The following is a 21,930-nucleotide window of genomic DNA, read 5'->3' as shown; positions in this document are numbered from 1 at the left end:
GAGGCAATCCATGACCCAGGCGGTTTCGAGACTAAGACAACTCGATTACAAGCAAGGCGTGATCTATTTCGGGTTTCTCGGAATCTTTCTTTTCTTTGCTCTCACCCTTCACGACGTCGGCTTCCTGTCGCCCCGCAACCTGACCAACATCGTGTTGCAGACCGCACCGGCAACGATCATGGCCATTGGTTTGGTCTTCGCGCTGTCCGCCGGGGAAATCGACCTCAGCTTCGGCTCAGTCGTTGCCGTCTCGGCGCTCGCCGCAGCGCTTGCCCTGCAAAGCTACCCGCTGGTCGTCGGCGTCATCGCCGGCATCGGCGCCGGTGCCTTGATCGGCGCCATGAACGGCGTCCTTGTCGCCTATCTGCGCCTGCCGTCCTTCCTGGTGACGCTGGCCACCATGGGCCTCTTCGCCGGCATCGCCCGCTCCATGACGGACCTGCGCTCGATCCCGGTCCTCAACGACACCTTCGCAGGCATCTTCGGCTCCGGCAGCCTGTTTTCCATCCCCTCACTGGTCATCTGGACCATCGCTGCCGTCGTCATCGGCCATATCGTCTACCGCAACACCCGCTTTGGCGCCCATGTGGTGGCAACGGGCGACAATCCCCGCGCCGCCCAGGTTTCCGGCATCAAGGTTCCGCGCATCCGCCTCAGCGTGCTGACGCTGTGCGGCGCCATGGCCGGGCTTGCCGGCCTGCTCTACGCCGGCCGCCTTCAGGCTGCCAAATACACGCTCGGCGAAAGCGACCTGATGACGGTCATCGCTGCCGTTATCGTCGGAGGCACCGCCCTCAATGGCGGCAAGGGCTCCGTCATCGGCGCCCTGCTCGGCTCTCTGCTCATGGGCATGCTCAACAACGGACTGATCCTGATGGGGCTTGATGTCTCCGACCAGATGATCGTCCGCGGTCTCATCATTCTCGTCGCAGTCGCCGTCTCCCTGCGCGACACCAGCCGGTAACCTGGAGGACCACGATGTTTCTCGACGTTCTCATGCGCCGCAATCCGGCCTTCATCGAAGCCGCCATGGCGCTGCATCAGGCCGGCAAGATCCCTGCCAATGCCTATGTTCTCGATCTGGACGCGGTCGAACGAAACGCTCGCCTTTTCAAGGGCGAGGCCGACAAGCACGGCCTGAAAACCTTCGCCATGACCAAACAGGTCGGACGCCATTCCGGTTTCTGCCAGGCGGTCATGCGCGGCGGCATAGAAAGATCCGTTGCGGTCGACATGGCCTGCGCCCTCGCCTGCGACCGGGCCGGCCTCAAGACCGGGCATCTCGGCCACCTGGTCCAGGTTCCGAGGCAGGAAGCAGCTTTCGCCGGCGCGAAACTGCAACCGGATTACTGGACGGTCTTCTCGACTGAGAAAGCACAGGAAGCTGCCGCTGCCGCCAAGTCCGCCGGCAGGACACAGAACCTGCTCGCCCGGATCCAGACCGAAGGCGACACGTTCTATCGTGGCCATGAAGGCGGCTTCGAAGCGGAAGACATTGTCGCCGTGGCAGAGCAGCTTGACGCCCTGGAGGGCGGAGCCTTCGCCGGCATCACGACCTTCCCCGCGCTGCTTTTCGATCTGGAAACGCGCAAGGTCAAGCCGACACCAAACCTGTCGACCCTCGCCCGCGCCGCCGAAGCACTGGCAGCTGCAGGTCGCGGCCGTATCGAGATCAACGCTCCTGGCACCACGTCCTCCGCAGTGCTCGGCGCCCTTGCCGAAGCCGGTGCCACCCAGTGCGAACCGGGCAACGGTCTCCACGGCACGACACCTCTTCATGCAGTGGAAGACCTGCCGGAAGATCCTGCCGTACTCTATCTCTCGGAAGTCTCCCACCACCACGGTGGCAAGGCCTACTGCTTCGGTGGTGGCCTGTACATCGATCCGGTCTTCCCGAAGTACCCGGTCAAGGCCCTCGTCTCCTCGGAGCCGACTTCCCGCCAGTCTGATCTGCTTGAGGTCGAAATACCCGACTATTCCGCCATCGACTATTACGCGATGATCGACGCCACCTCGCCCAAACCCGTGCGCGCCGGTGACACGGTGGTCTTCGGCTTCCGTGGTCAGGCCTTCGTCACACGGGCGCTTGTCGTCGGCATTTCCGGCGTCAGCACAGGCACGCCTGCCGTCACCACAATCGAAAATGGCTTCGGAGATGCCGTCTCCTGGCCGGGAGCGTTCCAGCAATGACCGCCGACAATCCCGTTCTGTCCCTGAAGAACATCCACAAGGCGTTCGGTGGCGTGGTCGCCATCGAGAACTTCTCACTCGACCTTCACGCGGGAGAGATCGTTGCTCTTGTCGGCGACAACGGCGCCGGCAAGTCGACGCTGGTCAAGATCATCTCCGGTGTCCATAAGCCAACCTCGGGTGACATCCTGCTGGATGGCACGCCGGCATCTTTCTCCGACGCCAGCTCGGCCCGCAGTCTCGGCATCGAGGTCGTCTACCAGGACCTTGCCCTTGCCGACCAGCAGCCGGTCTACATGAACATGTTCCTCGGCCGCGAACTGACCAAGCCACCCTTCGGGCTGCTCGACAAAAAGCGCATGCGCCGGGAATGCCAGGAGCTGGTCGACGAACTCGATGTCCGCATCCCCTCCGCCGGCTCTGTCATTCGAGACCTCAGTGGCGGTCAGCGGCAGGGCATTGCCATCGCGCGGGCCACCCACTGGGCCAGCAAGCTGGTTCTGCTGGACGAACCGACGGCGGCTCTGGGCGTCGCGGAAACGGCCAAGGTCGAACAGCTGGTCGCATCGCTGAAGGAAAAGAACCTCGCCATCCTGATCATCAGCCACAGCCTGGATCAGGTCTTCCGCCTCTCCGACCGCATCTGCGTCCTGCGCCGTGGTCAGCAGATCGGCGTTCGCAAGACCAGCGAGACAGACAAGAACGAAATCGTCTCCATGATCACCGGCGTTTCCGGCCAGGCAGCCTGATCCTTCCGCCAGAACAATCAGCCTCCGGCAACTGCCGGAGGCTGGTCTGTTCTCATCAGAACGGAATGGTGACGTTAAACGTTGCACCATACGAGCGGAAGTCGGACGTCCCGATCCCGTCGTAAAAGCCCTCCCCGGAAATCTGGATGTTACGGCCAGGCACCAGCAGACCCGCGCCAGCTTCCACACGTGCCCGCAGATCTTCATCGGAAGAGGCAAGCGTCGCATCCGTCGGGGTATCGTCCTGCAACTTGTTGAAGTCGTAGATCCCGGAGAGCGACAGGAACGGCGAGAACAACAGCTCGTTCAACTGCAGGTCCCAGGAGACCTTTGGTCCGAACTCGAGCCGCCCCAGATCGAAATCCTGCGACGGGATCAGCCGCCCCAATGTGTCCGTGTAGCTTTCCTGTTCTTCGTAGTAATAGGTGATGCGGGCAAATGGACTGACCCTGGTCGTTTCACTGAGCTTGAAGTCGCCAGTCAAACCGCCCTGCAACAGAAACCGCTGCGTTCTGAAATCATCTTCGAAAAGCCCAAGCGCGTTCACGGTGTTGTAGGACTGGCCATATGTCGCCAGGCCATCCAGATAGAAATTCTGATGAACCCGGAGAACAGCATAAGGGCCAGCCATCCAGCCAACGCCGTCGGCGGAGGTATCTGCGGCACCGTTTCTTTCCTCGGTCAGGTCGAGTTGTCCCAACAAGCCCAGGACGGCCCGGTCCTTGTAGCGATAGTCGACCCCGGCAAAAAACAGCCCGGTCTTGCTGTTGCTGCTGTTGTTGTCGGTAATTGCATACGTTCCCTGGGCCCAGAAGTCCCATCCCGACTGCCACTCGGCACTGCCCTCGCCGCCTGAAGGTGCATCTCCGTTGGTGCCGCTCAGGATCGCGAGGGTATCATCCTGCATCACCTGCGGACCGACGGCCGTGTAACTCATCGTGCCGGAGGACGTGAAATTGTCGAAGACCGCGTACCGTTCCGGCTCGGCATTCGCCGCGCGAACGCCGCTCCCGGCTCCTGCCATTGCCGCACTGTTTCCTGTGCCACCACCTTGTTGAAGAGAATTGGCAAAGGCGCGCAGGGAGAACTGGAAGTTTCCGGACTGCGAGGTAGGCGTAACGTCGAAATTGAACCCGTTGCGGCCACGCTGCCGCCCAAAGGGGCCGCTGGTCAGGCGCGAGACGATATCAGGCTGTCCGGACACGATCGCATTGGCCCGGCTTGTCACGAAGGAGGCAATCACTTCCTTCGTTTTCTGGATATCGGCCGATGCATCCCGGTCATTGGTGAGAGAGAAGCTGACGCTGCTCAGCCCCGTGGCACTCGCCGTCACCGAATATGGCGTAAGAGCACCACCGCCGTTATAGGACGAGGCAACCGCGTTTGCGGTCATGGCGGAACTGGTCGCCGTTCCGTCCGCAGCCGTTGTCACCGTTTCAGTGTTGGTGCCCGTGCTCGCAAATGTCAGTGACGCACCACCAGCTGGCGCAGTGAATGTTACACTGACACCTGCAGCAGCGTTGTTGTTGACGTCTGTCGCTCTCGCGACGAGAACTGCCTCGAACCGGGTTCCGACTTCGGAACTTTGCCCGGATCCCGACACGACCGACAGCGCCGCCGCCGCCCCGCTTGCCGTCCCGCTCACCGATACGTTGAAGGGGTTTTCGTCCGCATCGTCATTGGCGAAGTTGAAGTCGAACCCGAACGCTCCAGACGCTGTTGGCGTATAGGCCACAGCCAGCGTCGCCGTTCCGCCGCCGCTGCTTACGGTGTTGGAACTCAATGTGAAGCTGTTGACTGTGACGTTGCTCGTGCCGGCAACATTCGCACCAACCGTTGGAGTTGTGAGGTTCAGGACGGCCGACCCGGTGTTCGTGATCGTGTAAGTGATGGTCGACGTTGTTCCCGGCATGACAATTCCGGGAATGGTGTCTGTCCCCCCGTCCGATACGGCATTGCCTGTCGACGATGAAACCTCGATTTCCGGACTGCCAATCGCAGTACCGCTCACCAGGATGTCATACGTGGGTTCGTCGGCGTCATCGCTGAGAATATCGAGTTCGAACGAAAAATTGCCAATTGCAGTAGGCGTGTAGAGAACAGTGAAGGTGGTCGATGCACCACCCGCGAGCGTTGTGAGCCCCGGCGCGGAGATTGAATCGACCGAAACATTGCCTGCCGAGGCACTGGTTGGCGTTCCGGTCAGGGTGAGCGTCGCGGTACCCGTGTTTTCGATCGTGTAGACCAGTGTTTGCTGGTCTCCCACGTTTACTGTTCCCTGAGCATCCGTTCCGTTATCCGCAATAGAGTTTCCTGCGGGACGCTGCACGTCGATTTCAGGAGTAGCAACCGTCAGAGTGCTTGAAGACGTTCCGGAGTTTCCAAGGCTGGAGGTCAGATCTCCAGTTGTGTTCGCGAAGGAACCATCTGTGGAGCCGGTAACGTCCGCGCTCAAGGAACAGCTGCCCCCGGGCGCAACGGTGCCTCCCGTGTAGGAAATCACACCAGAACCTGTCGTCGCCGTTATCGTTCCCCCGGTACAGGTCGTTGAGGCGTTTGCAGGCGAGGCAACCGTCAATCCTGCGGGGAGATTGTCGGTGAAATCCAGCGAGGTCGCGGCGACCGCGTTGGCGGAGTTGTTGATGACGAAGGAAACCGTCGAGGTTCCACCTGACAGAATGGTCGCTGGAGCAAAGGACTGCGTGAAACTCGGCGTGGACGTTCCCGTGCCCTGTACCCTGAATGTGTAGGTTCCCTCGTCGGCATCGTTGGAGTCAATCGTGATCGTCGACGTTTGGGTTCCAAGCGCATTGGGATCAAAAGTGACCGTGAAGGTCACCGACCCCATGGCGGCGATCGAACCGCTCGTCGTGCCGGACACCGCAAATTGCGTATTGTCCGAGGATGTCACGCTCGTCAGCGTCAGCGTGTCCGTACCCGTGTTCTGGATCGTGAAGACATTCGCATTGGTTCCGCTGGACACTGAAACACTACCGAAGTCGGTGTCGTCCGCAGCCGACGGCGTCGTATCACCACTGGCGATAGTAGTGCCGTTCCCCTGGACGTTGATCTCCGGTGCCACACCCGTGCCTTGAACAGTAAAGGTGTATGTTCCTTCGTCGGGATCGTTAGATTCAATCGTGATTGTCGACGTCTGCGTTCCCAGGGCATTGGGATCAAAAGTGACCGTAAACGTTGCAGACCCCAAGGCGGCGATCGAGCCGCTGGTCGTGCCGGATAATGCGAATTGCGTGTTGTCGGAAGATGTCACGCTCGTCAGCGTCAGTGCATCTGTTCCGGTGTTCTGGATCGTGAACGTATTTGCGTTGGATCCGCTCGCAACCGAAACGTTGCCGAAGTCGGTATCATCCGCTGCGGACGGCGTCGTATCGCCACTGACGATACTTGTCCCGTTTCCCTGAACGTTGATCTCTGGTGCGATACCAGTCCCCTGTACCGTGAACGTGTAAGTCCCTTCATCGATGTCATCGGAAACGATGGTGATCGTCGCAGTCTGGTTGCCACCGGCGTTGGGATCAAAAGTGACGGTAAAGGTCGAAGACCCCAAAGATGCGATCGAACCGCTTGTCGTACCGGAAATGGCGAACTGCGTGTTGTCCGACGACGTTACACTTGTAAGCGTCAGCGTGTCGGTTCCTGTGTTCTCGATGGTGAACGTATTCGCCACAGATCCGCTCGAAACCGCAACACTCCCGAAGTCGGTATCATCCGCCGCACTCGGAGACGTATCCCCGTTGGCAATACTGACACCGTTTCCCTGGACGTCGATCTCGGGTGCAATGCCTGTTCCTTGAACCCTAAATGTATAGGGACTCTCGTCCGCGTCGCTCGAAACGATCGTAATCGTTGACGTTTGCAAGCCCGTCGCGGACGGATCGAAGGTGACCGTGAAGGTTACAGATCCCAAAGACGGTATCGAACCGGCCGTTGTCCCCGACACAGCGAATTGTGCATTATCAGAGGACGTCACACTGGTCAGTGAGAGCGTTCCATTACCCGTGTTCTGGATTGTGAAGGTATTCGGATTTGTACCGCTCGAAACAGAGACGCTGCCGAATTCGGTATCATCTGCCGCCGAAGGGGTCGTGTCCCCACTGGCAATGCTTACCCCGTTGCCCTGAACGTTGATCTCAGGAGAGGCAACCGTCAGCGTGGCAGATGACGTCCCGGAATTTCCCAGCGATGATGTCAGATCACCTGTGGTGTTGACGTAACTTCCGTCACTTGCAGACGTCACATCGGCACTGACGGTACAAGTCGCACCCGCCGCAGCGGTTCCGCCAGTGTAACTGATTACACCCGATCCGCTGGTCGCCGTAAGTGTGCCACCGGTACACGTCGTGGCAGCGTTCGACGGAGAGGCGACGGTCACTCCCGAAGGCAAGTTGTCGCTGAAATCGAGAGATGTCGCGTCCACACCGTTCGCAGAGTTGTTGATGGTGAATGTGACGGTTGAGGTGCCGTTTGCCACGATCGTACTGGGGGCGAATGACTGGGTGAATGTTGGAGGCGTCGTCGGTGGAGTAACTTCGCCGCTGGAACCGGCATCAAGATAGGTGAAATTAATGCCTGTAGCACCGTAGGATCCGGTGATTGTGCATGTCGTGGTACAATCGATCGTCTGAATACCAGGCGACGTTACGTTGATGATATCCGTTCCATTGGTAACGGAATACGAGAGTATATTCCCCGGGTCGTTTGGACCGTTGTTGATATCGAAATTGGTGAGACTGCTTCCAGAACCCTGATCCTGGATCAATATCCAGTCGTCATTCAGTGTTGTTGGACCGATACCACTCTCCAGCGTGCATTCATCCAGCGTTAGGTTCAGCACGAGAGGATCAAACGGGTCGGAATTGCTTGGACAGTCTGTGTAGGCCGCGTTCGCGTCGTCAGGCACGGCTCCCAGAAAAAGCATCAGAAACGCCAGCTGCACAAAGCGCAACAAGACGCCTGCGCGCGCGGCTTTGCTGAGCCTGGCTCCCCATACGTCACAAATCATCAAATCACCACAGAGCGAACCACGGTCGCTGCACCCCAAAAAGAAAGAGCCAAGGCTCGAAGGCCCGGTTTTTGTTAGCTGTCAAACACAACTATAACGTGATTTTTATCAAAACAATCTTTGGTTTAAATTCTACTACTCTCAAACTTAAATAGAATTCAAGCGCAAATCCGATCACATTTTTGACTGACCACATCTGCGTCAGGAAAAAGGATTCAATTCTGACAAATTCTAACTATGGTTGAAAGATTTGGTCAGAATTGGTTTTCATCCTCTTTAAGGCGAATAATTCCCTTAAAAATTGCAGAATTTGGCAATCTTCAACACTATTTCCAGTAACGAACACTCAACAAATCAGGAACTGATTTCGGAATTTTCTAATTGCATTTTGAAATATATGTATGTGAAGGTTGCAATGTAATTTGAGTCCAATTTCTCTTTCATACAACCTGTGATTCGCAAGAGCAGGAAATCCAGACAACATCTGCAAGACCGAAACTTCCTTCGGAAGCAACGGGAGGAAACATGTCAGAACCATTTCTCGCCGAAATACGGATTGTCGGCTTCAATTTCGCGCCACGCGGCTGGGCTTTTACCGACGGACAGATTTTGCCGATCAATCAGAACCAGTCGCTCTATTCGCTGCTGGGCACGACCTATGGCGGAGATGGGCGGACGACATTCGCCCTGCCCGACCTGCGCAGCCGGACGCCGATCCACGAGGGCGCCGGATATCAGCTCGGCCAGAAGGGGGGAGCGGAAACCGTCACACTTACGGCAGCTGAAATCCCGGAACATTCCCACCCGGTGAAAGCGGTCTCCACCGCAGGAAACAGCAGAACGCCCAACATGGCCCTGTTTGGATCCGAAATCGCACCGGACAAGGCCTATCGGCCTTACGAAGTCGGCACGATGACGCAGATGAGATCAGGGACCGTGACCAACGCAGGTGGCGGGCAGGCGCACAACAACATGCAGCCCTACCTGACGCTCAATTTCTGCATCGCCCTTCAAGGCCTGTTTCCGTCCCGCAACTAATCTCCGAAAGGACATAGAATGTCTGAACCTTTCGTCGGTGAAATCCGCATGTTTGCGGGTAATTTCGCACCGCGCGGCTGGGCCTACTGCGACGGTCAGCTGCTGGCAGTTTCCCAAAACGATGCCCTGTTTTCACTCCTTGGAACCATCTACGGCGGAGATGGCCGAACCACATTCGGTCTGCCGGACATGCGCGGACGAATTCCGCTGCACGCGGGCACCGGCCCCGGCCTCAGCCCGCGGCGGCTCGGCTCCAAAAGCGGGTCGGAAAACGAAACGCTCACGGTTAACCAACTTGCCAGTCACTCGCACGGCTTCAATGCCAACACCGGCCTGGCCGACCAGACGTCGCCGGCGATGCATGTTCCGGCAGCCGGTGCAGGCGTGAGCTTCTACGCCGATGCCAGTCAGGACATTTCCATGGCGCAAGACATGATTTCAAACTCTGGCGGCTCCCGGTCGCACACCAACCTGATGCCGACAATATGCGTGCATTTCATCATCGCGCTCTACGGCGTTTACCCCAGCAGGCATTAGGAGGCGAACCATGTCGGAACCCTTTATCGCTGAAATCCGAATTTTCGCAGGCAATTTCGCCCCTCGAAGCTGGGCTTTTTGTGACGGCCAGCTCCTTCCCATCTCCCAGAACACGGCGTTGTTCTCGCTTATTGGAACGACCTACGGCGGGGATGGACGCAACACCATGGGTCTGCCGGATCTGCAGGGCCGTGCCCCGATGCATCCAGGCAGAGGCCCTGGCCTCACATCCCGCAGACTGGGGGAAAAGGTTGGTGTTACGACCGTCACCCTGACGGAAGCGCAGATCCCCTCACATTCTCATACGGCACGAGCAACCAGTGGCAGCGGCGGCGTTCCCGGCCCCTCGTCATCGACGTCCTTTTCCAGCTCCGGCCTGGATTCGCTTTACCACACGGACACTCAGACGAACCAGGTCGACATGGCCATGGAAACGCTGTCCGCCACCGGCGGTAGCCAGTCACACGACAATGTTCAGCCGTATCTGACGCTGAACTTCATTATTGCGCTCCAGGGGCTTTACCCCTCCCGCGGCTAACCAATGCAGGACGTTGCCGGACAGGCCAGGCCGCCGGCTTCAGATCAGCAAGAGGAAACGCATCATGTCAGTCGAAGAAGCAGTTCCCGAGGAATTTGAAGGGAACGTGACGGCCGATCCGGTCTATTTCCGGATTTTCTTTGCCGCAGTCACACCGAACGGAGCACTTGGGTACAAGGATCAGACGTCCGAGAACGGCGCTTTCAGTGCCTCCTTTACCCAACTTACCAATGCAAGCTTTGCCACGGAACGGCTCAACGCATCCGTGACCCAGGAAGGCTACGTTGCCCTGCTTGCGCAAGACAGCGGGTCCGGAAACCTGGCCTATATCCGGGAAAACCGGGACGAAAACGCACCACAGCGTTTTGCTGACCCGCTTGATCTCGGCAAACCGGCCGGCGTTCCAGGTTTCAATGATACGTTGCTGATCAACGGCGTCACCGGTCGGCAGAACATTTTCGTCACAAGTTCGGCGCCGGACAACGCCATCTGGTGGCGCTTCCAGAACAACAACACCGTACAGATGGAAACCATCACGGTAGTGCCACCGGGCACGACGACACCAATTGAAGTTACGGTGCCGGTCGAAATTCCACCGAGCCAGCCCTGGGCGGACTGGCAACAAATGGCCGGGGCACTGCGGAGCCTCGCTGCAACCCAGAATGCCGATGGCCGCATCATTCTCACCGGCATCAATTCGGACAGCGTGCCTTATCTGAACTTCCAGTCCACCGACAGGCCGCTTCTGCCGGAGGGCTGGGAAGGTTGGCAAGATATCAGTGGCGGCCTGACCGGCTTCGAACAGCTTGTCCTTTGCATCGACGGCAATGCGCTCGTTCACATCTTTGCCCGCATCGGAAACAAGATTTACATGAAAGCTCAGGACGAAGTCAGTTCACTCGACTTCTCCGACTGGGCACTGTTTGCAACGTTTGATGCGCCTGTCGGCAGCATGGCCGCTTCCAACTCCTCCAACGGAGGAATTTATCTGGTTGCGCTGACTGTCTCAGGATCCGACAGTCCGGTCTACGCAAGCTACCAGACCAGTTCCGTGGAAACCTCCTGGACGGCTCCACGGGTCATTGCCCATGCGGATGGCGGCAGCACGCTCAAACTTCAGCCGAACGCCAATACGCTCCTGAGCCTTTTCGCCCTCGATCCGGCGTCAAACACGGCTTCCTACCTGCCTCAGATATCGCTTGATCACTGGTCGGCAACCTGGACTTCCCTGGGCGGACCGCTTTCCGTAAGCGCGCTGACCCGGGACGTCACGCCGAACACCGAATGACGACCGCGCTTGCGATCGATCTGCCGATGCCGCAGACAGACATGTCCCTGGCCCCGCGCGCACGCGCGGCGGCCCGGGGCATCACCTACCGGGCCTTGCATTCGGGCGATCTTCCGTTCCTGGCAAGCCTATACCGTTCGACGCGCGAGGCAGAGCTTGCGCGCACTCCATGGACGGAAGCCGATAAGCAGGCCTTTATCGCGATGCAATTCGAGGCCCAGCACAGACATTATCAGGAGCATTATCCTGATGCCCTCTGGCTGGTGATAGAACGAGACGCCAGACCTGTTGGCAGGCTTTATCTGGAACGCTGGACCCGCGAACACCGGATTATCGACATCGCCTTGATACCCGAAGTACAAGGACAAGGCCTTGGCAGCGCCGTTTTGCAGGACCTGATGGAAGAGGCGCGAGACGCTGGAAAAGCGCTTTCCATTCATGTCGAAAAGGAAAATCCTGCCATGCGACTCTATCACCGCCTCGGCTTCGAAAAGCGGGGAAACAAGGGCGTCTATGACCTCATGGAACACCCCTGCCGAACCTGAAGCAGCGAGCCCGGCCACCAGACTGCGGCGGCCACCAGCCTGTCAGACAGTATGCGATCAGGTGAACACGGCTTCATACTGAATGCCGGCTTCCTTCTGCGCAACCGGAACCAGAAACACGTCCTGCTCGCCGAAATCCGGCCGATAGAGCCTGTAGATGGATTGCTCCAGCAATGGCTCCTGCGGACCTTGCCACAACGTGGAAAAAGCCCCTCCCTGCCGCTCGCCGGAGCCCATCAATTTGACCTCCACGAGGGACAACTGGATATCAGCCGGAACCGACCTGACCTCGAACACCTGATCCAGCAGCTTTTCAAAGTCGTGAAGGGTCAGTGTTTTCAAGTCGGTCATCAATTTCTCCAAACCATCTATCCAAATGTCCCGGCGTCGACGCGGGGACGAGCAATTAAAAAGTTGTAGTTCAAACTTCCAACAACCGTAAAGGGGCGATTGCAAAACCTGTTGCATACCTTTTGAGAACAAGGGCGAAGCCCGTCATTCAAGCCGTGCATTCCTCCTGCATTGGCGCAACGCAGGAGGAATGACTTCTTCTTTCAAAAGCCAATTCCCGGATCAGCAAGGCACCAGCCCGCCTCCGGTCCGACGTCGTAGCGTTCAGTGATCGACGGGGCTTTCCTCACCAAGCCTTTTCGCCAGCCGGCGCAGAACAGCCTTGTTCCGACTGGTAACCGTTGAGCGTTTCCAGCCGTATTTTTCGCAGATCCGGGAAAACTTGCCGCCGCCCGCCTTGCACATCACTTCGAACTGCAGGGCGCGGCGCGCATCCGGGTCCTCGATCAGGGAGAACCAGGTGATCGCCTCTTCAGCCCGGCTGATCGCCCGGGGCGGGTAGGTGCGACGACGCCGGGCGATCTTGCCCTGGCATTCGGGCCAGCTTGCCAGAACCGCCCGCGGTCCGTCACCCTTTCCGGTTACCGCAATCACTTCGACAGCCTCCGTCAACCGGGCCAGGATCTGGTCAGGTACGCTTGTTTCCATATCGTCTCTCTTGAAACTGTAGTGGGCACAGAACCGCGCGGCCGCTCAAACGGCCCCGCGGCAGCAAAGATGCAGGCCTGAGGCGGTTATTTGCCCTGGCCCTCACGCTCTTTCTGGTAGCCCTCTTCCCACAAACCGAAATAATCGGCCTTCGGCGGATAAGGATTGTCCTCACGGGACTTGCCTTCCCGGCACGCGGTCGCTCCGCGTTCGAAGGCAAAAATCTGTGCCTTCGTCAGGTAACCGTTCATGTTCAAAACCCCCTCTCTCAAAATACCGGTGAAAGATCCGTCCGGCGCCGCCTCCCCCCGAGCGCGGCAAGCCAAGCGTGCAACCCCTGAGCGACTCAATACAGCCGAAGATTGACGGCCGCAGTGTAATCAACCGACACCAACTGACAATAGTGCTCATGCAGCGATCCCCTCCCGGCCCGTTTCCAGGAGTTTGTCAAGTTCGTAGGAGAGCAGCACGGCGAGCGTAAGGGTCGGAGCGGATGGGTTTATATGTCTTGCACTGCCAAGCAACGCCTCCAGATCGATCCTGTCGAACTGGTCCAGAAAACCTCGCCGTTCCACCCAGTCCGGCTTGTTCAAGACAAGCCAGGAAACGGCAGTAAAGCATGGCGCAGACCAGTTCCCCCGGTTCTCGGCGGTGTTGATCAGACCGAAGACGAGGCGCAGATGTTCCGCCCCGTGTTTCGTCAGCAGGGTCTGGCAAGTTCTGCGGGCCTTCGACTGGTGCCGCCCTTGCACCCGTCTGGTGTGGCTGATGAAATGAACGCCATACTCGGCAGCGATCCTGTCGACCAGTCCTCCCGAAGCCATCAGACCCGACCTTTCTTTTCCGCCGCGATACCTTGCACCGCTGCAAAAGCCGCTTCTGCCTTTTCCCTGGCCGTACGCGGCAAATGTTCACTATTTGTTCTTTTTGCGAAGGGCGCTTGCCTCATGTGCTGCCTGCTCCCGACAACACCCGGATTGCCCTTCGGGCTGGAACTGCCGCGCACGTCCCTGCCCTGCTTCAGGTTCCGCAACTCCAGAGTCAGCAACCTGTTGCGCGCTTTTTCCAACGCGAACTCGTCTTCCAGCCGGGCACTCGGTCGTTCCGCCCTGATCCTCAGATGCGCGACCTTTGCCTGCGCTTCCTCAATTTCGTCCTTCAGGTCCCTCATCGGCCGGTCTCCTCTGCCATTTGTCGAAGGATTGTCTGAGCTTCCATCGTCACTCCCACGCATTCACTTGATGACTCAAATTTCGTACGCTTATTGCGTACGTATGTCAACTGGACTCCGTACGTTTTTACTGCTAACACGTATGCATCTTACGTGACCTGGTGACCGAATTATGGATATGGACGAACAATCTGCAGTCTCCCGCCAGCTTGTGGACTTGAAGGACCGCAGCGGCCTGTCGATCCGCGCCATCGCACGGGCCATGGGCTATCAGAACGCCTCTTCCATCCAGCGCTACTTCAGCGCCGACTACCTGAAACCTGCACTGCCGTCGGATTTCGTGGCGAAGCTTCTTCCTGTCCTCCTGGGCAAGGGCGAGCAACCGATCACCCGGGAAGACATTCTTGCGCTCGCCCCCGATTCCATCACCGACCTGGATGCCTCCAGCGCACCCTCAAGAGCCGCCACACCTCTGGAGATCAAGGGCCAGGTGGCTGCCGGCCTCTGGATGGAGTCCGGACTGTTCGAGACAGACGCCACCAAGAAAACCAGTTTCGCGGGAGACCTTCGCTTTCCGAGCGAAAGCCAATATCTGTTGCAAATCAATGGCGAAAGCCTCAACCGGATCGCCTGGAGCGGCGATTTGATCCTGTGCGTCGACTATCTGGAAGCCGGCATCGAGATCAAGTCGGGAGACCTTGCCGTCGTGGAGCGGACCAGAGATGGTGGCCATACCATCGAACGCACCGCCAAGCGGATCATTCGCCGGAACGGCCAGATAGAACTGCAACCGGAATCCAATGATCCGCGCTTTCAGGAGCCGGTGATCTTCAACGAGCACGATGAAGAAGCAACGGAAGTCCGCATCATAGCCAAGGTATTGAGCGTCATCCGGCAGGTCGTCTAGCGCCGCCGACCCCGCCTCCACTTCTTCTCAGGCCGAAATTCGGCCCGCCCCCTCGCGCATTTCGCGCAACCGGTCTATCGCGACCGATCACGTCTTGACGCGACGCCAACACTTCGGGGCGGTCATACGCTTTTGTCATATAGCCGATTAACGAAGATTTGACATGTACGCAATTTGCGTATACGCTTTCAACGTATTTTAGATGGAGGCTTTTTTGGCTTTGAACCTCGACATGTCGTTCTATTCAGTGATTTGCGAACTCGGAAACTGCTTCTATACGCCGGAAACCGATCTGGCAGACATGAGCCTGCACAGGATCATCGAGGATCTTCAGGCCGGGCAACTCGAGAAGGTTCAGGCGGTTCTGGAATTCAATCCCGCGGAAGGCTGGTGCAACGACATCACCAGCGCGGTCCTGTCCGCCGCCTTCCCCGAGATCGGGGAAGACGAGGAGGAAACCGCGGAAAACTGGTCAGACTATCGAACCGAACGTCTGACCGCCCGGCTTGCCGGTGTCACGGCCAGGGTCGCGGCCTGACGCCGAAAGACAAGGCGAAGCGCCTGCCGGTGGTCAGACGGCAGCAAGCAGGTGCCGCGCCCTGGAAAGCCGGCTTTTCACCGTTCCGACGGCCACACCCGTCTGCTTGGCAATTTGCCCGGTGGACAGGCCCGAAAACACCCGCAATTCGAGAGCATCCCTGTCTTCCGGCCGAAGTCCGGCGATGCCCCTGGCAACGTCTTCCAGCTCCAGATGCTTTTCCTGAGCGGGCGCTGCCTGGGTTTCCTGAAGCCAGTCCTCGATGGGCAGGTGGTCACCCCGCCGGGCAAGCCATTTTCTTTCGTCGCGATAGGCATTGCGGGCAATCGTGAACAGCCAGCGGCGCAGCTGCGTACCGCAGTGGAAGCTGGCGTGATGCCGCAGCGCCTTTTCCAGCGAGGTCTGCATCAGATCATCACCGGCTTCAGGGTTTCGCGTAAGAGAGCGGGCGTATCTGCGCAGATGCGGGATTTCGCTCTGAAGGTCTCTGGTGAAGTCGTCCTTGGTGCAGGCCATCGTGACATTCCTGTTCTGCTGTTTCTGGACGAGATGTAAGAGGTGACGGTGTTGGCAGAAGCGCGCTCAAGAGCTTGTCATCGCGGTTTGAAAAACAGATGCAAAACGGCCTCTTCAGCTCCCACGCCTTTCACGGGTCGGTGAGCCGGGCACCGCTTGCCGAATGATCATGATGAACGCGTGCGTGGTGTCAAAACACGCGCCTCGCAAGGCTTGAACCCTCTCACAGGGCCTCATGTTTTTGTGTTGATGTTATTACCGCCACCGCCGCAACCGATCAGCATTCGTGTCGTTGTTCCCGGCATGAACAGCCTGCGGGGCAAACAGCGCTCTGCAGTCATTCATGAGTTTAAACAGACACATGGAGCAAGATCATGCGTACTTCTAAGAAAATTCTGTCGACCCTGCTGACCGCAGCCTTTGTATCCGGCGCGCTGGCCGGCAATGCCTTCGCCATCGACCCGGACGACACCCGCGGCGATCTCAATGGCGACAAGCCTGTCTCCGTCCGCATCCAGCAGACCGTCAATGCAAAGGCTCTGGCTGAAGCGCGCAGCGGCAATCTGCTGATCCTGCCGGTTGTCGGCAGTTACAATGGCGAAGAGCGGCTGACAGTTGCCCAGCAACAGGTCGCCGGTGCAAGGGCACAGGGTGCCAGGGCGAAGAAGCCGCTGCATATCCTGCCTTTCCAGGGCGACTGGAACGGTACAGCAAAAGCCGGTTTCCCGCACAAGTAAGGTCTTTTCAAACCTTCCAAGAAAGGGCCGCGCGTCTAGCGCGGCCTTTCTCGTTTTTCGGCCGGGACTATCTGCTTCGCCGGTGCTCGCGCGGCGACTGGCCGAATTCCTGCCGGTAGGCTCGGGTCATTGCACTCGCGTTGCGATAGCCGCAACGCTCTGCAATTTCGGCAATCCCCAGCATGGTCAATTCCACAAGCCGGCGCGCCTCGCGCAGGCGGATCGCCTTGTAGACCCCCAGTGGCGTCATCGACATTTCCCGCTGGAACCGGTGCTCCAGGGTACGCTGGTCCACCTTCAGCTGCCGGGCAAGATCTTCAATCGGCATCGGTGCCTCGATGGTCCGCCGCATCAGCGCAGTCGCGCTGCGCACCAGGGCATCCGCCGACAGGCGCTTGTGCGGATCGTGCATGTCCAGCTTGTCGCCATACATGAACAGGGCTGCCACCTCGAGCGCGAACATCGGGCTGTGATGCCGCTTGATCAGCTCTAGTGCCAGTTCGAACGTTGTCGACGCCCCGCCACAGGTACAGATGTTGCCATCAAGTACAAAACGGTCCTCCACCGCATCGACATCCGGAAATCTTTCGGCAAATCCCGTCAGTTCATCCCAGTGGATCGTTGCCTTGCGTCCCTCCAGCAAACCGGCGGCCGCCAACAGCCATGCGCCGGTATCCATGCCGACCAACGTGCCGAACCGTTGCCTTGCGGCCTTCAAGGCGCGCACGGTTGACTGACCTGCAAAGGCCTCGAAACCGTAGCTCGGCATGATGAAGAGATAATCGCCACCAGGCTTTGCCTCCGACCAGGCAGACGTCGCCACCGGCAGACCGCTGGACGACGTGACGGTCCCTCCGGCAAGGCTCACGTGCTGCCAGGAATAAAGCTGCTTTCGGGCAATCGTGTTTGCTGCCCGGAACGGCTCGATCGCATTCGCCAGGCAGTGGTTCGAAAAGCTTTCGAACAACAGCACGCAGATTTTTCGAACCGAATTCGATTTTTGTGAAATCGGCATGATTTCAAACCAAAATTGCACAATGGAGCCAGCCCGTTTGTCTCACTCTCGTCGGCCTGAGGCAAGAGGAGATTCCGATGCATTTTGGGCTGAGCGAAGAACAGGAGATGATCGTCTCCACGGTCCGGTCCTTCGTTGAAAACGAGATTTACCCGCATGAGGAACTAGTCGAGAAGACGGGCCAGGTGCCCGCCGAACTCGGCGAGGAGATCAAGCGCAAATGTATCGATCTCGGCTTCTACGCCTGTAACTTCCCGGAAGAAGTGGGCGGCGCCGGCCTGAGCCATCTTGATTTCACCCTGGTGGAACGGGAACTGGGACGCGGATCGATGGCGCTGAACCACTTTTTCGGCCGTCCCCAGAATATCCTGATGGCCTGCAAGGGCGAGCAGATCGAGCGCTACCTTCTGCCGGCCGTGCGCGGCGAGAAGATGGACGCGCTGGCCATGACCGAACCCGATGCCGGCTCGGATGTGCGCGGCATGAAATGCCAGGCGGTGCGCGACGGAGGAGACTGGGTGGTCTCCGGCTCCAAGCATTTCATCTCCGGCGCCGAACACGCGGATTTCTTCATCGTGTTTGTGGCGACCGGCGTTGACGAAACACCAAAAGGCCCCAAGAAGCGCATCACCTGTTTTCTGGTCGACCGGGGCACACCCGGCTTCGAGGTGCGCGACGGCTATCGCTCCGTCAGCCATCGGGGCTACAAGAACTGCATTCTTTATTTCGACAGTTGCCGCCTGCCGGACAGCCAGGTGCTCGGCGAAGTCGACGGTGGCTTCGAGGTGATGAACGAATGGCTTTATGCCACCCGTCTGACGGTTGCCACCATGAGCGTTGGCCGCGCCCGCCGCTGTTTCGACTATGCGGTGAACTATGCCGCCGAGCGCAAGCAGTTCGGCCAGGCGATCGCCAAGTTCCAGGGCGTCAGCTTCCAGGTCGCCGACATGATCACCGAGATCGATGCTGCCGACTGGTTGACGCTTGCCGGAGCCTGGCGTCTCGACCAGGGTTTGCCCGCCAACCGCGAGATTGCGAGTGCCAAGGTCTATGCGACCGAAATGCTGGCGCGCGTCACCGACACGACGCTGCAGATCTTCGGCGGCATGGGTCTGATGGACGACTTCCCCATCGAACGTTTCTGGCGCGACGCCCGCGTGGAACGGATCTGGGATGGCACCAGCGAGATCCAGCGACACATCATCAGCCGCGACATCTTCCGCCCGCTCGGAGCCTGATCCATGCGCTCACTCGAACGCCTGCTCCGGCCACGCACGGTCGCTGTTATCGGTGGTGGTTCCTGGTGCCGGAACGTGCTCCGGGAATGCCGCAAGGCCGGTTTTGAGGGTGATCTCTGGCCGATCCACCCAAGCCGTGAAGAGATCGACGGCTGCAGGGCCTATGCCACTGTGGAAGATCTTCCCGCCGCCCCCGACGCGGTCTTTATCGGCGTCAACCGGCACGTGACGGTCGAGATTGTCCACTCGCTTTCACGCCTCGGCGCCGGTGGTGCCATCTGCTTTGCCTCCGGTTTCAGCGAAGCAATCCGGGAGCTTGCCGACGGCGCGGATCTTCAGGCCGCCCTGATCGAGGCGGCAGGCGAGATGCCGATCCTCGGTCCCAACTGCTATGGCTTTCTCAATGCGCTCGACGGCGCGGCCCTGTGGCCGGATCAGCATGGCCTGACCCCGGTCGACCGCGGTGTTGCGATCATCGCGCAATCGTCCAACATCGCGCTGAACCTGACCATGCAGACACGCGGCCTGCCGATTGCCTATCTGATGACCGCCGGCAACCAGGCCCAGACGGGCCTGTCCGCCATTGGCAGCGCCCTCCTGGACGATGACCGGGTCACCGCCATCGGTCTGCACATCGAAGGGCTTGACGATCTTGCTGCCTTTGAGGCTTTCGCACGCAAGGCGCACGCACTCGGCAAACCGGTTGTGGCCGTCAAGGTCGGCAGATCCGAGGCCGCCCAGGCCGCAACAGTCTCCCATACGGCCGCCCTTGCCGGTAGCACGGCTGGTTCCGACGCGCTCTTCAACCGGCTTGGCATTGCCCGGGTCGGCAGCCTGACAGCCCTTCTGGAAACCCTGAAGCTGGTCCACGTCGCAGGTCCTTTGCCGAGCACCAACATCGTGTCCATGTCCTGCTCGGGCGGTGAAGCCAGCCTGATTGCCGACACCGCCGTCGGCCGTCAGATCACTTTCCCGCCGCTCGTTCCCGCGCAAAGAACCGCGCTGTCAGAGGCCCTCGGCCCCAAGGTCGCTCTCGCCAATCCACTCGACTACCACACCTACATCTGGGGTGATGGCGAGGCCATGACCCGGTGCTACACTGCCATGATGCAGGCGGACATCGCCCTTGGCATCGTCATTCTCGATATTCCGAGAATGGATCGCTGTGACCCGGAAGACTGGTTGAAGGTGATCGAGCCGGTGGAAGCGGCGATGAAAGCTTCCGGCAAACCGATGGCGATCCTGAGTTCGCTCCCCGAAACCATGCCGGAAGCCTTTGCAGCCGATCTGATGAAGCGTGGTCTCGTGCCTCTCTGCGGGCTGGACGATGCACTGACGGCCATTGAGGCGGCTGCCTTTCTGGCAGGACCACTTTCGCCGGAACGGATCCGGGTTCCTCAAGCTGTCGCTGATCCCCGTCTTCTTTCCGAGCACGAGGCAAAAGCCTTGCTGCAAAAGCATGGCCTCAAGGTTCCCGCGAGCACTTTTGCAGAAGGTCCGGAAGCGGCAGCGCGGGCTGCCGAAGATATTGGATACCCGGTGGTGCTGAAGGGCACCGGCATTGCCCACAAGACCGAAGCCGGAGCAGTCGCCCTCAATCTGCAATCGGCTTGCGAGGTCCACTCCGCCGCAAGCGGGATGCCGGCCTCGTCGTTTCTGGTGGAAGAGATGATCACCGCCAGCCTTGGCGAACTGCTGGTCGGCATTGTGCGGGATCCGGCTCACGGCTACGTCCTGACGCTCGCAGCAGGCGGCATCCTGACCGAACTTCTGGAAGACAGCACCTCGCTGATCGTTCCAGCAGGCGAGGACGAGATCAAGAAGGCCCTTGAAAATCTGAAGATCGGCCGTGTCCTGACCGGATATCGCGGCAAGCCGCCTTGCGATCTGGGAGCGATTGTTGAAGCTGTGCAAGCAGTGCAGAGCTTTGTTCTGTCGGCACCGGTCGAAGAAGTAGAAATCAACCCGTTGCTCTGCGGTGCGGACTATGCCGTTGCCGCCGATGCACTGGTAAGAATGGGAGCGAACTGATGGAAAACCCCATCAAGACCGAAAGACGCGGCCACATACTGGCTGTCACGCTCGACCGGCCGAAGGCCAACGCCATTGACTTGATGACCAGCCGGATCATGGGAGACGTCTTCACCGACTTCCGGGACGATCCGGACCTGCGCGTTGCCATCGTGACCGGTGCCGGAGAAAAATTCTTCTGCCCCGGCTGGGACCTGAAAGCGGCCGCAGGTGGCGATGCCGTCGACGGAGATTACGGCAAGGGTGGCTTCGGCGGCCTGCAGGAATTGCGCGGCCTGAACAAGCCGGTCATAGCAGCCGTCAACGGCATTTGCTGTGGTGGCGGGCTCGAGCTTGCCCTGTCTGCCGATATTATCCTGGCAGCGGAGCACGCCTCTTTCGCCCTGCCGGAAATCCGCTCAGGCACCGTGGCCGATGCCGCCAGCATCAAGCTGCCGAAGCGCATTCCCTATCACATCGCCATGGAAATGCTGCTGACAGGCCGCTGGATCGAAGCAGAGGAAGCCGCTCGCTGGGGCCTGATCAACCACATCTATCCTGGAAAGGGCCTGATGGCGGAAGCCTGGAAACTGGCCGAGCTGCTCGCTTCCGGTCCCCCGCTTGTCTATGCGGCGCTGAAGGAAATCGTGCGCGAGGCAGAAGACATGAAATTCCAGGACGCGCTCAACCGCATCACCGGAAGCCAGTTCGAAACGGTCGAAAAGCTCTATCGCTCTGAAGACCAGAAGGAAGGCGCCCGCGCCTTTGTCGAAAAACGAGACCCGGTCTGGAAGGGCCGCTAGGTCATCCTGCTTCGGCATGAACGCCATCAAGATGACCTGACACGCTAAAAACAATCAGTTTCCGGCAGTTCAATCGGTTTCGGTTGAA

At 59.1% G+C, this 21,930-nt stretch carries 22 protein-coding genes; 14 read left to right on the top strand and 8 right to left on the bottom strand.

Annotation, left to right across the window (positions count from 1 at the left end; translation table 11 throughout):
* Window positions 1-10 precede the first annotated feature (10 nt).
* Genes HEP89_RS16100 through HEP89_RS16090 form a run of 3 tightly spaced genes read left to right on the top strand, consistent with a single transcriptional unit; the run spans window position 11 to window position 2,939 of the window.
* On the top strand, window positions 11-964 hold the full coding sequence (locus tag HEP89_RS16100) for an ABC transporter permease (protein ID WP_031269094.1): 954 nt from the start codon (window positions 11-13) through the stop codon (window positions 962-964).
* Window positions 965-978: 14 nt separating this feature from the next.
* Complete coding sequence (locus HEP89_RS16095) at window positions 979-2,190, top strand: alanine racemase (protein WP_168692495.1); 1,212 nt, start codon at window positions 979-981, stop codon at window positions 2,188-2,190.
* The gene (locus HEP89_RS16090) at window positions 2,187-2,939 is read left to right on the top strand and encodes an ATP-binding cassette domain-containing protein (protein WP_023000409.1); all 753 of its coding nucleotides are present in this window, start codon (window positions 2,187-2,189) and stop codon (window positions 2,937-2,939) included. Before HEP89_RS16095 ends, HEP89_RS16090 begins: the two co-directional genes overlap by 4 nt.
* 55 nt (window positions 2,940-2,994) lie before the next feature.
* On the opposite strand, the gene HEP89_RS16085 is transcribed toward HEP89_RS16090, so the two are convergent.
* Window positions 2,995-7,878 (bottom strand): choice-of-anchor D domain-containing protein, encoded by a 4,884-nt coding sequence (locus HEP89_RS16085; protein ID WP_168692494.1) that lies wholly within the window; start codon window positions 7,876-7,878, stop codon window positions 2,995-2,997.
* Window positions 7,879-8,487: 609 nt separating this feature from the next.
* On the opposite strand from HEP89_RS16085, the gene HEP89_RS16080 reads away from it, so the two are divergent.
* From HEP89_RS16080 to HEP89_RS16060, 5 genes are all read left to right on the top strand, one after another.
* Window positions 8,488-9,000, top strand: coding sequence for a tail fiber protein (locus HEP89_RS16080; protein WP_023000407.1), 513 nt, complete (start codon window positions 8,488-8,490; stop codon window positions 8,998-9,000).
* A gap of 18 nt (window positions 9,001-9,018) precedes the next feature.
* Window positions 9,019-9,537, top strand: a complete 519-nt coding sequence (locus tag HEP89_RS16075) for a tail fiber protein (protein ID WP_023000406.1) — start codon at window positions 9,019-9,021, stop codon at window positions 9,535-9,537.
* Between the two features lie 10 nt (window positions 9,538-9,547).
* Complete coding sequence (locus HEP89_RS16070; protein ID WP_062488018.1) at window positions 9,548-10,075, top strand: tail fiber protein; 528 nt, start codon at window positions 9,548-9,550, stop codon at window positions 10,073-10,075.
* A gap of 64 nt (window positions 10,076-10,139) precedes the next feature.
* Window positions 10,140-11,363 (top strand): hypothetical protein, encoded by a 1,224-nt coding sequence (locus tag HEP89_RS16065; RefSeq protein WP_168692493.1) that lies wholly within the window; start codon window positions 10,140-10,142, stop codon window positions 11,361-11,363.
* Window positions 11,360-11,908 (top strand): GNAT family N-acetyltransferase, encoded by a 549-nt coding sequence (locus HEP89_RS16060; protein WP_077292313.1) that lies wholly within the window; start codon window positions 11,360-11,362, stop codon window positions 11,906-11,908. The genes HEP89_RS16065 and HEP89_RS16060 overlap by 4 nt, the downstream gene beginning before the upstream one ends.
* A gap of 57 nt (window positions 11,909-11,965) precedes the next feature.
* On the opposite strand, the gene HEP89_RS16055 is transcribed toward HEP89_RS16060, so the two are convergent.
* The 5 genes from HEP89_RS16055 to HEP89_RS16035 form a co-directional block, all read right to left on the bottom strand.
* Window positions 11,966-12,259, bottom strand: coding sequence for a hypothetical protein (locus HEP89_RS16055; protein ID WP_031269092.1), 294 nt, complete (start codon window positions 12,257-12,259; stop codon window positions 11,966-11,968).
* Between the two features lie 264 nt (window positions 12,260-12,523).
* Window positions 12,524-12,907, bottom strand: coding sequence for a DUF6362 family protein (locus tag HEP89_RS16050; protein WP_023000401.1), 384 nt, complete (start codon window positions 12,905-12,907; stop codon window positions 12,524-12,526).
* Window positions 12,908-12,993: 86 nt separating this feature from the next.
* Window positions 12,994-13,158 (bottom strand): hypothetical protein, encoded by a 165-nt coding sequence (locus tag HEP89_RS16045; protein ID WP_023000400.1) that lies wholly within the window; start codon window positions 13,156-13,158, stop codon window positions 12,994-12,996.
* A gap of 156 nt (window positions 13,159-13,314) precedes the next feature.
* Window positions 13,315-13,731, bottom strand: coding sequence for a hypothetical protein (locus tag HEP89_RS16040; protein WP_023000399.1), 417 nt, complete (start codon window positions 13,729-13,731; stop codon window positions 13,315-13,317).
* Complete coding sequence (locus HEP89_RS16035) at window positions 13,731-14,078, bottom strand: hypothetical protein (protein ID WP_023000398.1); 348 nt, start codon at window positions 14,076-14,078, stop codon at window positions 13,731-13,733. The genes HEP89_RS16040 and HEP89_RS16035 overlap by 1 nt, the downstream gene beginning before the upstream one ends.
* Window positions 14,079-14,256: 178 nt before the next feature.
* On the opposite strand from HEP89_RS16035, the gene HEP89_RS16030 reads away from it, so the two are divergent.
* Complete coding sequence (locus HEP89_RS16030) at window positions 14,257-14,985, top strand: S24 family peptidase (RefSeq protein WP_167579577.1); 729 nt, start codon at window positions 14,257-14,259, stop codon at window positions 14,983-14,985.
* Window positions 14,986-15,199: 214 nt separating this feature from the next.
* The gene (locus tag HEP89_RS16025) at window positions 15,200-15,523 is read left to right on the top strand and encodes a hypothetical protein (protein WP_152505949.1); all 324 of its coding nucleotides are present in this window, start codon (window positions 15,200-15,202) and stop codon (window positions 15,521-15,523) included.
* Window positions 15,524-15,556: 33 nt separating this feature from the next.
* Here the strand turns inward: HEP89_RS16025 and HEP89_RS16020 are convergent, their stop codons facing one another.
* Window positions 15,557-16,039 carry a sigma-70 family RNA polymerase sigma factor gene (locus HEP89_RS16020; RefSeq protein WP_023000395.1) on the bottom strand — a complete coding sequence of 161 codons (483 nt, stop codon included), beginning with the start codon at window positions 16,037-16,039 and terminating at the stop codon, window positions 15,557-15,559.
* A gap of 374 nt (window positions 16,040-16,413) precedes the next feature.
* On the opposite strand from HEP89_RS16020, the gene HEP89_RS16015 reads away from it, so the two are divergent.
* On the top strand, window positions 16,414-16,776 hold the full coding sequence (locus HEP89_RS16015; protein WP_023000394.1) for a hypothetical protein: 363 nt from the start codon (window positions 16,414-16,416) through the stop codon (window positions 16,774-16,776).
* Window positions 16,777-16,843: 67 nt separating this feature from the next.
* On the opposite strand, the gene HEP89_RS16010 is transcribed toward HEP89_RS16015, so the two are convergent.
* A complete protein-coding gene (locus HEP89_RS16010) occupies window positions 16,844-17,791 on the bottom strand; it encodes a helix-turn-helix domain-containing protein (RefSeq protein ID WP_077293501.1) in 948 nt (315 codons plus the stop codon).
* 77 nt (window positions 17,792-17,868) lie between these two features.
* Between HEP89_RS16010 and HEP89_RS16005 the strand changes: the two genes are divergently transcribed.
* Genes HEP89_RS16005 through HEP89_RS15995 form a run of 3 tightly spaced genes read left to right on the top strand, consistent with a single transcriptional unit; the run spans window position 17,869 to window position 21,842 of the window.
* A complete protein-coding gene (locus HEP89_RS16005; RefSeq protein ID WP_168692492.1) occupies window positions 17,869-19,029 on the top strand; it encodes an acyl-CoA dehydrogenase family protein in 1,161 nt (386 codons plus the stop codon).
* A 3-nt stretch (window positions 19,030-19,032) separates the two neighbouring features.
* Window positions 19,033-21,060, top strand: a complete 2,028-nt coding sequence (locus HEP89_RS16000; RefSeq protein ID WP_168692491.1) for an acetate--CoA ligase family protein — start codon at window positions 19,033-19,035, stop codon at window positions 21,058-21,060.
* Window positions 21,060-21,842, top strand: a complete 783-nt coding sequence (locus tag HEP89_RS15995) for a carnitinyl-CoA dehydratase (RefSeq protein WP_168692490.1) — start codon at window positions 21,060-21,062, stop codon at window positions 21,840-21,842. The genes HEP89_RS16000 and HEP89_RS15995 overlap by 1 nt, the downstream gene beginning before the upstream one ends.
* Window positions 21,843-21,930: the final 88 nt, after the last annotated feature.

The sequence above is a fragment of the Labrenzia sp. 5N genome, from assembly GCF_012395805.1.
Lineage (GTDB): Bacteria > Pseudomonadota > Alphaproteobacteria > Rhizobiales > Stappiaceae > Roseibium > Roseibium algicola.
The sequence above is the reverse complement of the archived record's forward strand: the minus strand, read 5'-3'. Positions and strand labels throughout refer to the sequence as shown.

Coding starts and splice junctions, on each gene's coding strand:
- HEP89_RS16040 (WP_023000399.1), bottom strand. CDS start 13,731: ATGGCTTCGGGAGGACTGGTCGACAGGATCGCTGCCGAGTATGGCGTT.
- HEP89_RS16005 (WP_168692492.1), top strand. CDS start 17,869: ATGCATTTTGGGCTGAGCGAAGAACAGGAGATGATCGTCTCCACGGTC.
- HEP89_RS15995 (WP_168692490.1), top strand. CDS start 21,060: ATGGAAAACCCCATCAAGACCGAAAGACGCGGCCACATACTGGCTGTC.
- HEP89_RS16075 (WP_023000406.1), top strand. CDS start 9,019: ATGTCTGAACCTTTCGTCGGTGAAATCCGCATGTTTGCGGGTAATTTC.
- HEP89_RS16095 (WP_168692495.1), top strand. CDS start 979: ATGTTTCTCGACGTTCTCATGCGCCGCAATCCGGCCTTCATCGAAGCC.
- HEP89_RS16045 (WP_023000400.1), bottom strand. CDS start 13,158: ATGAACGGTTACCTGACGAAGGCACAGATTTTTGCCTTCGAACGCGGA.
- HEP89_RS16030 (WP_167579577.1), top strand. CDS start 14,257: ATGGACGAACAATCTGCAGTCTCCCGCCAGCTTGTGGACTTGAAGGAC.
- HEP89_RS16090 (WP_023000409.1), top strand. CDS start 2,187: ATGACCGCCGACAATCCCGTTCTGTCCCTGAAGAACATCCACAAGGCG.
- HEP89_RS16065 (WP_168692493.1), top strand. CDS start 10,140: ATGTCAGTCGAAGAAGCAGTTCCCGAGGAATTTGAAGGGAACGTGACG.
- HEP89_RS16055 (WP_031269092.1), bottom strand. CDS start 12,259: ATGACCGACTTGAAAACACTGACCCTTCACGACTTTGAAAAGCTGCTG.
- HEP89_RS16080 (WP_023000407.1), top strand. CDS start 8,488: ATGTCAGAACCATTTCTCGCCGAAATACGGATTGTCGGCTTCAATTTC.
- HEP89_RS16070 (WP_062488018.1), top strand. CDS start 9,548: ATGTCGGAACCCTTTATCGCTGAAATCCGAATTTTCGCAGGCAATTTC.
- HEP89_RS16000 (WP_168692491.1), top strand. CDS start 19,033: ATGCGCTCACTCGAACGCCTGCTCCGGCCACGCACGGTCGCTGTTATC.
- HEP89_RS16020 (WP_023000395.1), bottom strand. CDS start 16,039: ATGGCCTGCACCAAGGACGACTTCACCAGAGACCTTCAGAGCGAAATC.
- HEP89_RS16050 (WP_023000401.1), bottom strand. CDS start 12,907: ATGGAAACAAGCGTACCTGACCAGATCCTGGCCCGGTTGACGGAGGCT.
- HEP89_RS16085 (WP_168692494.1), bottom strand. CDS start 7,878: ATGCTTTTTCTGGGAGCCGTGCCTGACGACGCGAACGCGGCCTACACA.
- HEP89_RS16015 (WP_023000394.1), top strand. CDS start 16,414: ATGCGTACTTCTAAGAAAATTCTGTCGACCCTGCTGACCGCAGCCTTT.
- HEP89_RS16010 (WP_077293501.1), bottom strand. CDS start 17,791: ATGCCGATTTCACAAAAATCGAATTCGGTTCGAAAAATCTGCGTGCTG.
- HEP89_RS16100 (WP_031269094.1), top strand. CDS start 11: ATGACCCAGGCGGTTTCGAGACTAAGACAACTCGATTACAAGCAAGGC.
- HEP89_RS16060 (WP_077292313.1), top strand. CDS start 11,360: ATGACGACCGCGCTTGCGATCGATCTGCCGATGCCGCAGACAGACATG.
- HEP89_RS16035 (WP_023000398.1), bottom strand. CDS start 14,078: ATGAGGGACCTGAAGGACGAAATTGAGGAAGCGCAGGCAAAGGTCGCG.